Here is a 15,565-nt window from a genome sequence, read left to right as displayed (position 1 = left end):
CCCCACGCCCTCATTCGAGAGAAGACCGTTTGCCCATGCCTATTGCATCCCAACGCCGACCCTTGCTGCGCTTGCTGTTGATCGGCCTGCTGGCCTGCCTGTTCACCTCGCCGGTGAGCGCCGAAACCGCCAAGCGCCTGCGCATCGGCATCACCTTGCACCCGTATTACAGCTACGTGGCCAACATCGTCGGCGACAAGGCAGAGGTCGTGCCGCTGATACCGGCGGGTTTCAACCCCCACGCCTATGAACCACGGGCCGAAGACATCAAGCGCATCAGCGGCCTCGACGTGATCGTGCTCAACGGCGTGGGCCATGACGACTTCGCCGACCGCATGATCGCCGCCAGCGAAACCCCGAACGTGAAAGTGATCGAGGCCAACGAAAACGTGCCCCTGCTGGCCGCCACCGGCACGGCGGCACGAGGCGCGGGCAAGGTGGTGAATCCGCACACCTTCCTGTCCATCAGCGCCTCCATCGCCCAGGTCAATAACATCGCCCGGGAATTGGGCAAGCTCGACCCGGACAACGCCAAGGCCTACACCCAGAACGCCCGTGCCTATGGCAAACGCCTGCGGCAGATGCGCGCCGCCGCCCTGGCGAAGCTGACCCAGGCCCCCAATGCCGAATTGCGGGTCGCCACGGTGCACGCCGCCTACGACTACCTGTTGCGCGAATTCGGCCTGGAAGTGACCGCCGTGGTCGAGCCGGCCCATGGCATCGAACCGAGCCCCAGCCAATTGAAGAAAACCATCGACCAACTGCGGGAGCTGGACGTGAAGGTGATCTTCTCGGAGATGGATTTCCCCTCCACCTACGTCGATACCATCCAACGTGAGTCGGGCGTGAAGCTGTACCCGCTCTCGCACATTTCCTACGGCGACTACAGCGCCGAGAAGTACGAAAAGGAAATGGCCGGCAACCTCGACACCGTGGTCCGGGCGATCCAGGAGTCCGGCGCATGACTGTCCCAGAACCCCTCACCCTGCAACGCGTCGGCCCCTTGATCGAGTTCGCCGAGGTCAGCCTGAACCTGGGTCGCACCACCATTCTCGACAACGTGGCCTTTCAGGTGGTGCCCGGCAGCGTCCATGCCCTGGTCGGTCCCAATGGCGGCGGCAAGAGTTCGCTGATCAAGACCTTGCTGGGGCAGATGCCGCACCAGGGACGCTTGAGCCTGCAATGGCCGGGCGAACCCGGAGTGATCGGCTACGTACCCCAGGCGCTGGAATTCGACCGGGGCCTGCCCATGACCGTGGATGATTTCATGGCGGCGATGTGTCAGCGGCGGCCGGCCTTTCTCGGCTTGAGCAAGCATTACGCCGGCGCCATCGGCCAGGCCCTGGAGCGGGTCGGCATGCAGGACAAGCGCAAGCGGCGCATGGGCGCGCTGTCCGGCGGCGAGCGCCAGCGGGTGTTGCTGGCCCAGGGGTTGATTCCCTCGCCGCAATTGCTGGTGCTGGATGAACCGATGTCGGCCCTGGACGAGGCCGGTATCCAGGTGTTCGAACGGTTGCTGCAGGACTGGCGCCAGGCCGGGATCACCGTGCTGTGGATCGAACATGACCTGGAAGCCGTCGGACGCCTGGCCGACCGTGTCACCGGCCTGAATCGCCGCGTGCTGTTCGACGGCCCGCCACGCCAGACCCTGACCCCGGAACGGCTGCTGACGCTGTTTTCCACCCATCCACGCACGAACGGGAGCGCGGCCTGATGAGTTATGAAGCCTTTCGTTTGATGGTCCAAGGCTGGGCCTCGGCCGGTTACCTGCCTGAAGCGCTGGCCTATGGGTTCGTGGTCAATGCGCTGTTGGCCGGGCTGTTGATCGGCCCGGTGCTGGGCGGCCTCGGCACGCTGGTGGTGGTCAAGCGCTTCGCGTTTTTCTCCGAGGCGGTGGGCCATGCGGCGCTCACCGGCGTGGCCATCGGCATCCTGCTCGGCGAACCCTACACCGGGCCTTACGGCAGCCTGTTCGGCTACTGCCTGTTGTTCGGCATCCTGCTCAATTACCTGCGCAACCGCACCGGCCTGGCGCCCGACACGCTGATCGGCGTCTTCCTGTCGGTGTCCCTGGCCCTGGGCGCCAGCCTGCTGTTGATCCTGGCGGGCAAGATCAATGTGCACATCCTGGAAAACGTACTGTTCGGCTCGGTGCTGACGGTCAATGGCAATGACCTGCTGGTGCTGGCGGTGGTCGGCTCGCTGGTGATGGCCCTGGCCTTGCCGCTGTACAACCGCATCATGCTCGCCAGCTTCAACCCGCAACTGGCGGCGGTGCGCGGGGTGGCGGTCAAGACCCTGGACTACCTGTTCGTGGTCCTGGTGACGCTGATCACCGTGGCGGCGGTGAAAGTCATCGGCGCCATCCTGGTGGGCGCGTTGCTGGTGATTCCCGCCGCGGCGGCGCGCTTGCTCAGTCAATCACTGAAAGGCTTTTTCTGGTGTTCAGTGCTGATCGCCACCGTCAGCACTTTGTGCGGGATCCTCGCGCCGATTGTGTTCGACCTGCCGATCCCGTCCGGCGCCGCGATCATCCTGGTGGCCGGCATCGCTTTCGCCCTGAGCGCCATCGCCCGTGGTGTCGTCCCCAGCCTCAAAGGGAATCTTGGATAAATGGTTTTTTCATTGCGACAACTGACCCTGGCCGTCGCGTTGTGCGGCGTGGCCGTCACCTCGTCATTCGCCAGCGAAAAGATTCGCCTGCTGGCATCGCTGCCAGTCACCTATGGATTGGGCGAAGCTTTGCTCAAGGGCACCGAGGTCAGCCTGGAACGGGCCGCGCCCGCCAATCTGCCCGGCACCCGCCAGAGTGCCTACTTCAGCGGTCGTGGTGCGCCGGCCTTGAGCAAACTGGCGAGCGCTGCCGATGGGGTGATCGGCCTGCGCTCCCTATGGCCGGACGATCCGCTGTACCCCATGGCCCGACGCAGCAATATCCGCATCGTCGAAGTCGATGCCGCGCGCCCGGTGGACGGCGCCCTTCCCGGTATCGCCGTGCAACCGGGCATGGCCGATGGCCTGGCGAGCCAGCCGTGGATGGCCAGCCATAACCTGGGGCGCATGGCCGACGTGATCGCCGCCGACCTGGTGCGCCTGGCCCCGGCGGACAAACCGAAAATCGACGCCAACCTGGCGGCACTCAAGCAGCGCCTGCTCAAACTCAGCGCCGACAGCGAAAAACGCCTCGCCAGCGCCGATAACCTGAGCGTGGTCAGCCTGAGCGAGCATTTCGGCTACCTGATCAGCGGGCTCAATCTGGACGCCATCAGCACCGATACCCGGCCCGATGCCGAGTGGACCGCCGAAACCCTCAAGCAATTGAGTACGACGTTGAAGGACAACGACGTGGCGCTGGTGCTCCATCATCGCCAGCCTTCGGATGCGCTGAAGGCAGCCATTGCCGAGGGCGGCAGCCAGTTGCTGGTGCTCAGCATCGATGCCGACGACCCGGTGGCGGAACTGGAGAGTAATGCAGGGCTGGTGGTCGCGGCGCTGACGAAGAAGGGCTGATTGCAGAAACGCAATCCCTGTGTGGGAGCGGGCTTGCTCGCGAAGACGGTGTGTCAGTCGCCATAAAAGTTGACTGTATGATCGCATTCGCGAGCAAGCCCGCTCCCACAGGTTTCACTTGAGGCTGGCTGTCAGCCCAAAACATCCCCCGGCACCCGCACGACCCCTTCCATCAACACCCGCGCGCTGCGGCTCATGATGGCTTTTTTAACGGTCCATTCGCCGTTGACCACGCTGGCCTCGGCGCCGACGCGCAGGGTGCCGGACGGGTGGCCGAAGCGTACAGCGTTACGCTCGATGCCGCCGGCGGCCAGGTTCACCAGGGTGCCGGAAATCGCTGCGGCCGTGCCGATGGCCACCGCTGCGGTGCCCATCATGGCGTGGTGCAGCTTGCCCATGGACAACGCCCGCACCAGCAAGTCGACATCCCGCGCCGCCACGGCTTTTCCGCTGGAGGAAAGGTAATCCGCCGGCGGCGCGACAAACGCCACTTTCGGTGTGTGCTGGCGCTGGGCCGCTTCGTCCAGGTGCTTGATCAAGCCCATGCGCAAGGCACCGTGGGCGCGAATGGTTTCGAACATCGCCAACGCCTTGGGATCGCTGTTGATCGCCCCCTGCAATTCAGTGCCGGTGTAGCCGACATCGCGGGCATTGATGAAAATCGTCGGGATCCCCGCGTTGATCAGCGTTGCCTTGAAGGTGCCAACACCGGGCACTTCCAAGTCATCCACCAGGTTGCCGGTGGGAAACATCGAGCCACCACCGCCCTCCTCCTCGGCCGCCGGGTCCATGAATTCCAATTGCACTTCGGCCGCTGGAAAGGTCACGCCGTCGAGTTCGAAGTCCCCGGTTTCCTGCACCACGCCCTCGGTGATCGGCACATGGGCGATGATGGTCTTGCCGATGTTGGCCTGCCAGATCCGTACCACGGCCACGCCGTTTTGCGGAATACGGTCAGGCGCCACCAAACCACTGCTGATGGCAAACGACCCCACCGCCGCCGACAGGTTGCCGCAGTTGCCGCTCCAGTCCACGAACGGCTTATCGATGGACACCTGGCCGAACAGGTAATCGACATCGTGGTCGGCCCGGGTGCTCTTGGACAGGATCACGGTCTTGCTGGTGCTGGACGTTGCGCCGCCCATGCCATCGATCTGTTTCTCGTACGGGTCGGGGCTGCCGATCACCCGCAGCAGCAGGGCATCGCGGACCGGGCCAGGAACGCGAGCCGCTTCGGGCAGGTCTTGCAAACTGAAAAACACGCCTTTGCTGGTGCCGCCACGCATGTAGGTCGCGGGGATCTTGATTTGAGGCGAGTGAGCCATGTGCTCTAACTCCTGAAAAAGGGGCGGCCAGAGAACGGGCCACCCAAGCGATTTAAACAGCCACCGCCGATTCCAGGAAGTCCTGGGCAAAGCGTTGCAACACGCCCCCGGCTTCGTAGATCGACACTTCTTCGGCGGTATCGAGACGGCAGGTCACCGGTACTTGGATGCGCTCGCCGTTCTTGCGAGTGATGACCAGGGTCAGCGTCGCCCGCGGCGTGCGTTCGCCGATCACGTCATAGACTTCGCTGCCGTCGATGCCCAGGGTCTTGCGATCGGTGCCGGGCTTGAACTCCAGCGGCAACACGCCCATGCCCACCAGGTTGGTGCGGTGGATGCGTTCGAAACCTTCGGCGGCGATCGCCTCGACACCGGCCAGGCGCACGCCCTTGGCCGCCCAGTCCCGGGACGAACCCTGGCCGTAGTCGGCGCCGGCAATGATGATCAGCGGCTGCTTGCGCTCCATATAGGTCTCGATGGCCTCCCACATGCGCATGACCTTGCCTTCCGGCTCGACGCGGGCCAGGGAGCCCTGCTTGACCTTGCCGTTTTCCTGGACCATTTCGTTGAACAGTTTCGGGTTGGCGAAGGTGGCGCGCTGCGCGGTCAGGTGGTCGCCGCGGTGGGTCGCGTAGGAGTTGAAGTCCTCTTCCGGCAGGCCCATTTTCGCCAGGTACTCGCCAGCGGCGCTGTCCAGCATGATGGCGTTGGACGGCGACAAATGGTCGGTGGTGATGTTGTCCGGCAACACCGCCAGCGGACGCATGCCCTTGAGCGGCCGAGCACCGGCCAGCGCCCCTTCCCAGTACGGCGGACGACGAATGTAGGTGCTTTGTGGGCGCCAGTCGTACAGCGGCGTCACTTTCGGCCCGGTGTCTTCCTGGATGGCGAACATCGGAATGTATACCTGGCGGAACTGCTCCGGCTTCACCGAAGCCTTGACCACCGCGTCGATTTCTTCGTCGCTCGGCCAAATGTCCTTGAGACGGATCTGGCGACCGTCCACCACGCCCAGCACATCTTTTTCAATGTCGAAGCGGATGGTCCCGGCGATGGCATAAGCGACCACCAGGGGTGGCGAGGCCAGGAACGCCTGTTTGGCGTACGGATGAATACGCCCGTCGAAGTTGCGGTTGCCCGACAACACGGCGGTGGCGTACAGGTCGCGGTCGATGATTTCCTGCTGGATCATCGGGTCCAGCGCGCCCGACATGCCGTTGCAGGTGGTGCAGGCAAATGCCACCACGCCGAAGCCCAGCTTCTCCAGTTCGGACGTCAGGCCGGCCTCATCCAAGTACAGCGCCACGGTTTTCGAGCCCGGTGCCAGGGACGACTTGACCCACGGCTTGCGGGCCAGGCCCAGGCGATTGGCGTTACGCGCCAGCAGGCCTGCGGCGATCACGTTGCGCGGGTTGCTGGTGTTGGTGCAACTGGTGATGGCGGCGATGATCACCGCGCCGTCGGGCATTTGCCCGGGCACATCGTCCCACTGGCCGGAAATGCCTTTGGCGGCCAGCTCCGACACCGCGACGCGGGCGTGGGGGTTGCTCGGGCCAGCCATGTTGCGCACTACCGAGGACAGGTCGAAGGTCAGGCCACGCTCGTACTGCGCGCCCTTGAGGCTATCGGCCCACAGGCCCACGTGCTTGGCATAGGTTTCCACCAACTGCACCTGGGTGTCTTCGCGTCCGGTGAGCTTCAGGTAGTCGATCGTCTGTTGATCGATATGGAACATCGCCGCCGTAGCGCCGTATTCCGGGGCCATGTTGGAAATGGTCGCACGGTCGCCCAAGGTCAGGGCACTGGCGCCTTCACCGAAAAACTCCAGCCATGCCCCGACGACTTTTTGCTTGCGCAGGAACTCCGTCAGCGCCAGCACCATGTCGGTCGCGGTGATGCCCGGCTGCAGCTTGCCGGTCAGCTCGACGCCGATGATTTCCGGCAGGCGCATCCACGAGGCGCGACCGAGCATGACGCTTTCGGCCTCCAGGCCACCGACGCCGATGGCAATCACGCCCAAGGCATCGACGTGGGGGGTGTGGCTGTCGGTGCCGACGCAGGTGTCGGGGAACGCCACGCCGTCACGCTGCTGGATCACCGGCGACATTTTTTCCAGGTTGATCTGGTGCATGATCCCGTTGCCCGGCGGAATCACATCGACGTTCTTGAAGGCTTTCTTGGTCCAGTTGATGAAGTGGAAGCGGTCTTCGTTGCGGCGGTCTTCAATGGCGCGGTTCTTGGCGAAGGCTTGCGGATCGGCACCACCGCTTTCCACCGCCAGGGAGTGGTCGACGATCAGTTGGGTCGGCACCACCGGATTGACCTGCGCCGGGTCACCGCCTTGCAGGGCGATGGCGTCGCGCAGGCCGGCCAGGTCCACCAGGGCGGTCTGGCCAAGGATGTCATGGCACACCACACGGGCCGGGAACCAGGGGAAATCCAGGTCGCGCTTGCGCTCGATCAGTTGCAGCAGCGACTCGCGCAGCGTGGCCGGGTCGCAGCGACGCACCAGGTTTTCCGCCAGCACGCGGGAGGTGTACGGCAGGCCGTCGTAGGCGCCGGGGCGGATGGCCTCCACGGCCTCGCGAACGTCGAAATAATCCAGCGAAGTGCCAGGCAGCGGTTTGCGAAATTCTGTGTTCATCGTCAGGACTCGGTCACGGTGGTTTCAGAAAGGCGCTTGCCACGACCATGATCGTTCCCACGCTCTGCGTGGAAACGCATCCAGTGACGCTCTGCGTCACAGGGACGCGGAGCGTCCCGGGCGGCATTCCCACGCAGAGCGTGGGAACGATCACAGCAATTAGCGTCAGCGCCCTCCAGCTCAGCGTTGCTCGATTGGCACGAACTTGCGCTGTTCGACGCCGGTGTATTCGGCGCTCGGTCGGATGATGCGGTTGTTGGCGCGTTGTTCGAACACGTGGGCGGCCCAGCCGGTCAGGCGCGAGCAGACGAAGATCGGCGTGAACAGCTTGGTCGGGATGCCCATGAAGTGGTACGCCGAGGCATGGTAGAAATCGGCGTTGGGGAACAGCTTCTTCTGTTCCCACATGGTCTTGTCGATGGCTTCGGACACCGGGAACAGCACGGTATCGCCCACTTCGTCGGCGAGTTTTTTCGACCAGCCCTTGATCACCTCGTTGCGCGGGTCGTTGTCCTTATAGATCGCGTGGCCGAAGCCCATGATCTTGTCCTTGCGCGCCAGCATGCCGAGGGTGCCTTCGATGGCCTCCTGCGGTGAGCTGAAGCGCTCGATCATTTCCATCGCCGCTTCGTTGGCACCGCCATGCAACGGGCCACGCAGCGAGCCGATGGCGGCGGTGATGCAGGAGAACAGGTCCGACAGCGTGGAGGCGCAGACCCGGGCGGTGAAGGTCGAGGCGTTGAATTCGTGCTCGGCGTAGAGGATCAGCGAGACATTCATCACCTTGACGTGCAGCTCGCTCGGCTTCTTGCCGTGCAGCAAGTGCAGGAAGTGGCCGCCGATGGACACTTCGTCGGTCACGCATTCGATGCGCTGGCCTTGGTGGCTGAAGCGATACCAGTAGCACATGATCGCCGGGAACGCGGCCAGCAGGCGATCGGTCTTGTCATGTTGCTGGGAAAAATCCTGCTCGGGTTCCAGGTTGCCCAGGAACGAGCAGCCGGTGCGCATCACGTCCATCGGGTGGGCGTCGGCGGGAATGCGCTCCAGCACTTCCTTCAAGGCTTGGGGCAGGTCGCGCAGCTGGCGCAGCTTACCGGTGTAGGCGTCCAACTGTGCCTGGGTCGGCAGTTCGCCGTACAGCAGCAGGTAGGCCACCTCTTCGAATTGCGCATCTGCCGCCAGGTCGCGAACATCGTAGCCGCGATAGGTCAGGCCGGCACCCGATTGGCCCACGGTGGACAATGCGGTTTGCCCGGCCACCTGGCCACGGAGCCCGGCGCCACTGAGTACTTTTGCTTCGGCCATTTGCTGTCTCCATTTTTTAGATTTGTAGAGAATGGGGGGGAAAGATCGCAGCCTCGTTGCACTCGACAGCTCCTACACAGCTCCTACGCGGCCCAACTCTGTAGGAGCTGTCGAGCGAAGCGAGGCTGCGATCTTTTCATTTTTTCGCCGCGAACAACGCATCGAGCTTCTGCTCGAAGGTGTGGTAATCGATGCGATCGTAAAGCTCCATGCGAGTCTGCATGGTGTCGATGACGTTCTGTTGCGTGCCGTCGCGGCGGATCGCGGTATAGACGTTCTCGGCCGCCTTGTTCATGGCCCGGAAGGCCGACAGCGGGTAGAGCACCAGGGACACGTCGGCACCGGCCAACTGTTCGGTGGTGTACAGCGGGGTCGCGCCGAATTCGGTGATGTTGGCCAGGATCGGGGCTTTCACGCGGCTGGCGAACAGCTTGTACATCTCAAGCTCGGTGATGGCTTCGGGGAAAATCATGTCCGCACCGGCCTCGATGCACGCGGCGGCGCGGTCCAGGGCCGATTCCAAGCCTTCCACCGCCAAGGCATCGGTACGGGCCATGATCACGAAACTGTCATCGGTACGGGCATCGACGGCGGCCTTGATGCGGTCGACCATCTCTTGCTGGGAGACGATTTCCTTGTTCGGACGATGGCCGCAACGCTTGGCACCGACCTGGTCTTCGATATGAATCGCCGCGGCGCCGAACTTGATCATCGACTTGACCGTGCGCGCCACATTGAACGCCGAGGAACCGAAGCCGGTGTCCACGTCCACCAGCAGCGGCAGGTCGCACACATCGGTGATACGCCGTACGTCGGTCAGCACGTCATCCAGGCCGGTGATGCCCAGGTCCGGCACGCCGAGGGAACCGGCCGCCACGCCGCCGCCCGACAGGTAGATCGCCTTGAAACCGGCGCGCTTGGCCAGCAGCGCGTGGTTGGCGTTGATCGTGCCCACCACTTGCAGCGGATGCTCGCTGGCGACCGCATCGCGGAAACGCTGGCCTGGAGTGCTGTTGCTCATGACTCACCTCGTTCAGTGGCGGCGCTGTCCTGGAAATGACGCGCGATATTGCGTTTGGAGGCGCCGATGTGCCGGCGCATCAATAATTCAGCCAGTTCGCCGTCACGGTCGGCGATGGCGTCGAGTATCCGGTGGTGCTCGGCAAAGGCCTGGCGCGGACGGTTGGGCGTGGTGGAGAACTGGATCCGGTACATGCGCACCAGTTGGTACAGCTCGCCGCACAGCATCTGCGTCAGGGTGCGGTTGCCGCTGCCCTGGATAATCCGGTAATGAAAGTCGAAATCGCCTTCCTGCTGGTAATAACCGACACCGGCCTGGAACGCCGCATCGCGCTCGTGGGTTTCCAGCACCCGGCGCAGTTCGTCGATTTCTTCCAGGGTCATGCGTTCGGCCGCCAGGCGGCAGGCCATGCCTTCGAGGGATTCACGGATTTCGTAGAGTTCCAGCAGTTCGGCGTGGCTCAGCGACACCACCCGGGCACCGACGTGAGGCACCCGCACCAGCAGGCGCTGGCCTTCCAGGCGGTGAATGGCCTCGCGCAGCGGCCCGCGGCTAATGCCGTAGGTACGCGCCAGCTCAGGCTCGGAGATCTTGCTGCCGGGGGCGATCTCGCCCTTGACGATGGCGGCCTGAATACGCCGGAAGACGTTCTCGGACAGGGTCTCCGAGTCGTCCTGGACCATCACCGGGGTTTCGAGCTGATCGAGCATATTGTCGACACCTTGAAAATCAATATGGCAAAAACTAACCAAATACGACCTTTACGTCAAAACAAAAATCAACATTGTCGACAATCGTCTAATAAACGCCCTGGAGATAACCTTGTTGCATGAAGACTCGTAGCCTCCGGCCAGCGGTGGCGTCAGAAAACCACCGTGCTAGAATGCCGCGGTTATTCGCCGCTCTCCTTTTATTAGAGAAAGGCTGCCTAGGGAGCTTGTGCAGTAATGCCAGGGCCTGAACCGATAAACGGAACGCTGCGCACCAGGATCTATGACACTCAAGCCCTTATCTGCCGCTTTCTACTTCATGTGCCTGCCGGGGCTTGCCGTGGCGGGTGAAAAAACCGTGTACGGCCTCAACGAATACGCCGCCCTGCAGGGTATCGACCTGGAGGTCGCCGCCAAGCTCGACACCGGCGCCAAGACCGCCTCCCTCAGCGCCCGGGACATCAAGCGCTTCAAGCGCAATGGCGAATCCTGGGTGCGTTTTTACCTGGCCATCGACGCAGCCCACTCGCACCCCATCGAACGTCCGCTGGCCCGGGTCAGCAAGATCAAGCGCCGCGCCGGTGACTACGACCCGGAAGAAGGCAAGAAATACACGGCCCGGCCGGTCATCGAACTGGACATCTGCATGGGCTCGGCCCTGCGCAGCATCGAAGTGAACCTGACCGACCGCAGCGCCTTCCAATACCCGTTGCTGATCGGCTCCGAGGCGCTCAAACGCTTCGACGCGCTGGTCGACCCCAGTCTTAAATACGCTGCCGGCAAACCCGCCTGCGCCAATGCCGCTCAAACCGCAGAGTAATTCCAATGCGCTCCCTTACCCTCCATTTGAAAATGCTGATCGCCATCCTGGTGGTGCTGGGCCTGTCGGTGACGGCCTATCAGATTTTCGTGCTCGGCATCCCGGTCACCGAAGACGCCACCGACGATTTGTGGAACATCGACGCCAAGGTCGAATTCGTGCCCAACGCCAAGGATCCGGTGAAGATCCAGATGTTCGTGCCGCCCCTGAGCCGCGACTACGTGAGTCTCAACGAGAGTTTCATTTCCAATAATTACGGCGTGGCGGTGAACCGGGTCGACGGTAACCGCAAAGTGACGTGGTCAGCCCGTCGCGCCAAGGGTAACCAGACCCTGTATTACCGCCTGGTACTGACCAAGCGCTACAGCGCCGAGAAAACCAAGGTCAAGGGCCCGACCTTCCGCGACAGCATCGCCGTCGAAGGCCCGGAGAAACTGGCCGCCGAAGCCCTGCTTGCGCCGATCCGCCAACATTCGGCCGACGTCGAGACGTTCATCAGCGAAGCGATCAAGCGGGTCAACAACCTCAACGACGACAACGTCAAGCTGTTGCTGGCCGGTGATCCTTCCTCGGCCAACAAGGCGCGCATCGTCGAATTGGTGCTGTCCATCGCCCACGTGCCGGTGGAAAAGGTCCACACCATCCGCCTGGTGGCCGATCAGCCGCAGACGCCCGAACTGTGGCTGCGCAGCTTCAACGGCACCGACTGGCTGTATTTCAACCCGGACTCCGGCGAACAGGGCCTGCCCACCGACCGCCTGCTGTGGTGGACCGGCGATGAAAACCTGATCACCGTCGATGGCGGCAAGAAAGCCACCGTCACCTTCAGCATGAACAACAGCGAAATGAACGCCATCCGCCTGGCCAAGCTGACGGACGAGAACACCGACGCCAACTTCCTCGAGTACTCGCTCTACGGCCTGCCGCTGCAAACCCAGCAAACCTTCATGATCATGGTGATGATCCCGATCGGCGTGCTGGTGATCCTGATCCTGCGCAACCTGATCGGCCTGCAAACCCTCGGGACCTTTACCCCGGTGCTGATCGCCCTGGCCTTCCGTGAAACCCAATTGGGCTTCGGCATCATCCTGTTCACGGTGATCACCACGCTGGGCCTGTCGCTGCGTTCGTACCTGGAGCACCTCAAGCTGCAGATGCTGCCAAGGCTCTCGGTGGTGCTGACGTTCGTGGTAGTGCTGATCGCCGCCATCAGCCTGTTCAGCCACAAGCTGGGCCTGGAGCGCGGCTTGTCGGTGGCGCTGTTCCCGATGGTGATCCTGACCATGACCATCGAACGCCTGTCCATCACCTGGGAAGAACGCGGCGCCGGCCACGCGATGAAAGTCGCCATCGGCACCTTGTTCGCCGCGTCCCTGGCGCACCTGATCATGAGCGTGCCGGAACTCGTGTACTTCGTGTTCACCTTCCCGGCGATCCTGCTGATCCTGGTGGGCTTCATGCTGGCCATGGGACGTTATCGCGGCTACCGCCTGACCGAGTTGGTCCGGTTCAAGGCCTTCCTCAAGGCAGACTCCTGATGTTCGGCTTCTGGAAGACCTGGAAGGCCCTGGAAGCGCGGGGCATCATGGGCATCAATCGGCGTAACGCCGACTACGTGCTCAAGTACAACAAGCGCAGCCTGTACCCCATCGTCGATGACAAGATCATCACCAAGGAACGGGCGATTGCCGCCGGCATCCATGTGCCGGAGCTGTACGGGGTGATCTCCACCGAGAAAGAAATCGACAAGCTCGACGACATCATCGGCGGGCGCACCGACTTCGTGATCAAGCCGGCCCAGGGCGCGGGCGGCGACGGCATCATCGTCATCGCCGACCGCTTCGAAGGCCGCTACCGCACGGTGTCCGGCAAGATCATCAGCCATGAAGAAATCGAGCACCACGTTTCCAGCATCCTCACGGGCCTGTATTCCCTGGGTGGACACCGTGACCGGGCGCTGATCGAGTACCGCGTGACGCCGGACCAGATCTTCAAGAGCATCAGCTACGAGGGCGTGCCGGACATCCGCATCATCGTGCTGATGGGCTATCCGGTGATGGCCATGCTGCGGCTGCCAACCCGGCAGTCCGGTGGTAAGGCCAACCTGCACCAGGGCGCCATCGGCGTGGGCGTCGATCTCGCCACGGGCCTGACCCTGCGCGGCACCTGGCTGAACAACATCATCACCAAACACCCCGACACCACCAACGCGGTGGACGGCGTGCAACTGCCCTACTGGGACGGTTTCATGAAACTGGCCGCCGGTTGCTATGAACTGTGCGGGCTGGGCTACATCGGCGTCGACATGGTGCTGGACCAGGAGAAAGGGCCGTTGATCCTGGAACTGAATGCCCGACCGGGCCTGAACATCCAGATCGCCAACGACTGCGGCCTGACCCTGCGCACCCACGCGGTGGAAGCCCGCCTGGAAGAACTCAAGGAACGGGGCGTTATCGAAACCGCGGAAGAACGCGTGGCGTTTGCCCAGGAGTTGTTTGGGCATATTCCGCCGGTTGAAGGGTGATCTCTCTAAACCTGCACACTGCAAATTGTTTGGACCGGGGACATTGTGGACTTGTGGCGAGGGGATTTATCCCCGCTGGGTTGCGAAGCGACCCCAAACAGGCAGATGCAACCAACCTGATGTACCGGGGTGGCAGATTTTAGGGTTGCTACGCAACCCAGCGGGGATAAATCCCCTCGCCACAGAATGTTCTCATCACAAATGTTTCCCCCCAGTCATCTTCGACAGCCCCAGACGTGCTCATCTCCGACATCCCCCTAGGAGCAAATCCTACAGGGGATTACAATCGCTCCCCCGCCTGAATGGCTGACCCGCCCCGCCCATGCCAACCTGCTCCGTACACCCGCTGCCCTACCGTACCAATCCCGCCGAGTATTTCGCGGCGATCCGTCATGCCCCGGGCAGCGTGCTGCTCGACAGTGGCCGGCCGAGTGCCGAGCGTGGGCGTTACGATCTGCTCAGCGCCTGGCCGCTGGCACAATTGGCGGTGTTGCCGAACGAGAGCGGCAGCGATTTCCTGCAACGCCTGCGCATCCAGCTGACGCAACTGGGCGATGCGGCGCTGCCGGCCACGGTACAGTTGCCCTTCGCCGGCGGCCTGATCGGCTACTTGAGCTACGACTTCGGCCGACACCTCGAAACCCTGCCGTCCCACGCCCAGGACGACCTGCAACTGCCCGACGCGCGTTTTGGCGTGTACGACTGGGCTTTGATCAGCGATCACCAGGCGGGCACCAGCCAACTGGTGTTCCATCCCCATTGTGGCGAAGGCGAACGCCAGCGCCTGATCGCGTTGTTCAGCCAACCGACCACCGCAACCGCTCCCTCGTTCAGCCTTGAAGGCCCGATGACGCCGGACCTCAGTGCCGAAGCCTACCGACAGGCGTTCGAACGTATCCAGGCATACATCCAGGCCGGCGACTGCTATCAGGTCAACTTTGCCCAACGCTTCCGCGCGCCCTGCCAGGGTGATGCCTGGGCCGCTTACCAGGCGTTGCGGGCGGCTTGCCCGACGCCGTTTTCCGGCTTCCAGACCCTGCCGGAGGGCGGCGCGGTGCTGAGCCTGTCCCCGGAGCGCTTCGTCAAAGTCAGCGAAGGCCAGGTGGAAACCCGGCCGATCAAAGGCACCCGCCCCCGCGGCACAACGCCCGAGGAAGATGCGGCCCACGCCGCCGAGCTGCTGGCCAGCCCCAAGGACCGGGCGGAAAACCTGATGATCGTCGACCTGCTGCGCAACGACCTGGGCCGCACCTGCCGTATCGGCTCGGTGCGGGTGCCAGAGTTGTTCAGCCTGGAAAGCTACCCGAACGTGCATCACCTGGTCAGCAGCGTGACCGGCGCACTGGCCGACGACAAGGACGCCCTGGACCTGATCGCCGGCAGCTTCCCCGGCGGTTCGATCACCGGCGCGCCGAAAATCCGCGCCATGCAAATCATCGACGAACTCGAGCCGACCCGGCGCGGGCTGTATTGCGGCTCATTGCTGTACCTGGACGTGCGCGGGGAAATGGACAGCTCCATCGCCATCCGCAGTTTGCTGGTCAAGGATGGGCAGGTGTGCTGCTGGGGCGGCGGCGGGATTGTCGCGGATTCGGACTGGGAGGCCGAGTATCAGGAGTCGATTACCAAGGTTCGGGTGTTGCTGGAAACCTTGCAGAACCTCCGAACAACTCCTAGGCCTCACTGATCGTTCCCACGCTCCG

The 15,565-nt window shown here is 63.1% G+C and carries 13 protein-coding genes; 8 read left to right on the top strand and 5 right to left on the bottom strand.

Translation table 11 applies throughout. The features are described 5' to 3' along the window. Nucleotides 1-35: 35 nt before the first annotated feature. The 4 genes from BLP82_RS13955 to BLP82_RS13940 are packed head-to-tail and all read left to right on the top strand — an operon-like array spanning nt 36 to nt 3,510. Nucleotides 36-965 carry a metal ABC transporter solute-binding protein, Zn/Mn family gene (locus tag BLP82_RS13955; protein ID WP_060741357.1) on the top strand — a complete coding sequence of 310 codons (930 nt, stop codon included), beginning with the start codon at nt 36-38 and terminating at the stop codon, nt 963-965. Continuing rightward, nucleotides 962-1,714, top strand: coding sequence for a metal ABC transporter ATP-binding protein (locus BLP82_RS13950; RefSeq protein ID WP_092168695.1), 753 nt, complete (start codon nt 962-964; stop codon nt 1,712-1,714). The genes BLP82_RS13955 and BLP82_RS13950 overlap by 4 nt, the downstream gene beginning before the upstream one ends. Next, on the top strand, nt 1,714-2,613 hold the full coding sequence (locus BLP82_RS13945) for a metal ABC transporter permease (protein ID WP_014339414.1): 900 nt from the start codon (nt 1,714-1,716) through the stop codon (nt 2,611-2,613). The genes BLP82_RS13950 and BLP82_RS13945 overlap by 1 nt, the downstream gene beginning before the upstream one ends. Then, nucleotides 2,614-3,510, top strand: coding sequence for a metal ABC transporter solute-binding protein, Zn/Mn family (locus tag BLP82_RS13940; protein ID WP_092168692.1), 897 nt, complete (start codon nt 2,614-2,616; stop codon nt 3,508-3,510). It begins immediately after the preceding gene. 131 nt (nt 3,511-3,641) lie between these two features. Here BLP82_RS13940 and prpF read toward each other — a convergent pair whose 3' ends face one another. The 5 genes from prpF to BLP82_RS13915 form a co-directional block, all read right to left on the bottom strand. Beyond that, nucleotides 3,642-4,835 (bottom strand): 2-methylaconitate cis-trans isomerase PrpF, encoded by a 1,194-nt coding sequence (gene prpF / locus BLP82_RS13935; protein WP_092168689.1) that lies wholly within the window; start codon nt 4,833-4,835, stop codon nt 3,642-3,644. 52 nt (nt 4,836-4,887) lie between these two features. Further along, complete coding sequence (gene acnD / locus BLP82_RS13930) at nt 4,888-7,479, bottom strand: Fe/S-dependent 2-methylisocitrate dehydratase AcnD (RefSeq protein WP_092168686.1); 2,592 nt, start codon at nt 7,477-7,479, stop codon at nt 4,888-4,890. A 180-nt stretch (nt 7,480-7,659) separates the two neighbouring features. Beyond that, nucleotides 7,660-8,787, bottom strand: a complete 1,128-nt coding sequence (gene prpC, locus BLP82_RS13925) for a bifunctional 2-methylcitrate synthase/citrate synthase (RefSeq protein WP_063325004.1) — start codon at nt 8,785-8,787, stop codon at nt 7,660-7,662. Nucleotides 8,788-8,923: 136 nt separating this feature from the next. Then, nucleotides 8,924-9,808 carry a methylisocitrate lyase gene (prpB, locus tag BLP82_RS13920; protein WP_030137801.1) on the bottom strand — a complete coding sequence of 295 codons (885 nt, stop codon included), beginning with the start codon at nt 9,806-9,808 and terminating at the stop codon, nt 8,924-8,926. Beyond that, nucleotides 9,805-10,518, bottom strand: coding sequence for a GntR family transcriptional regulator (locus BLP82_RS13915; RefSeq protein WP_053186063.1), 714 nt, complete (start codon nt 10,516-10,518; stop codon nt 9,805-9,807). The genes prpB and BLP82_RS13915 overlap by 4 nt, the downstream gene beginning before the upstream one ends. A gap of 283 nt (nt 10,519-10,801) precedes the next feature. Here BLP82_RS13915 and BLP82_RS13910 point away from each other — a divergent pair, with 283 nt between their 5' ends. The 4 genes from BLP82_RS13910 to pabB all read left to right on the top strand — a co-directional run bounded on the left by BLP82_RS13910 (nt 10,802) and on the right by pabB (nt 15,549). Next, the gene (locus BLP82_RS13910) at nt 10,802-11,338 is read left to right on the top strand and encodes a retropepsin-like aspartic peptidase RloA (protein WP_053186065.1); all 537 of its coding nucleotides are present in this window, start codon (nt 10,802-10,804) and stop codon (nt 11,336-11,338) included. Nucleotides 11,339-11,343: 5 nt separating this feature from the next. Continuing rightward, nucleotides 11,344-12,876, top strand: a complete 1,533-nt coding sequence (locus BLP82_RS13905) for an osmotic stress tolerance membrane protein RloB (RefSeq protein ID WP_060741350.1) — start codon at nt 11,344-11,346, stop codon at nt 12,874-12,876. Then, nucleotides 12,876-13,862, top strand: coding sequence for an alpha-L-glutamate ligase-like protein (locus BLP82_RS13900; RefSeq protein WP_092168683.1), 987 nt, complete (start codon nt 12,876-12,878; stop codon nt 13,860-13,862). The genes BLP82_RS13905 and BLP82_RS13900 overlap by 1 nt, the downstream gene beginning before the upstream one ends. A gap of 322 nt (nt 13,863-14,184) precedes the next feature. After that, nucleotides 14,185-15,549 (top strand): aminodeoxychorismate synthase component I, encoded by a 1,365-nt coding sequence (gene pabB, locus BLP82_RS13895; protein ID WP_092168681.1) that lies wholly within the window; start codon nt 14,185-14,187, stop codon nt 15,547-15,549. Nucleotides 15,550-15,565: the final 16 nt, after the last annotated feature.

It is taken from the genome of Pseudomonas sp. NFACC37-1 (assembly GCF_900101575.1).
Classification (GTDB): domain Bacteria; phylum Pseudomonadota; class Gammaproteobacteria; order Pseudomonadales; family Pseudomonadaceae; genus Aquipseudomonas; species Aquipseudomonas fluorescens_AA.
The sequence above is the reverse complement of the archived record's forward strand: the minus strand, read 5'-3'. Positions and strand labels throughout refer to the sequence as shown.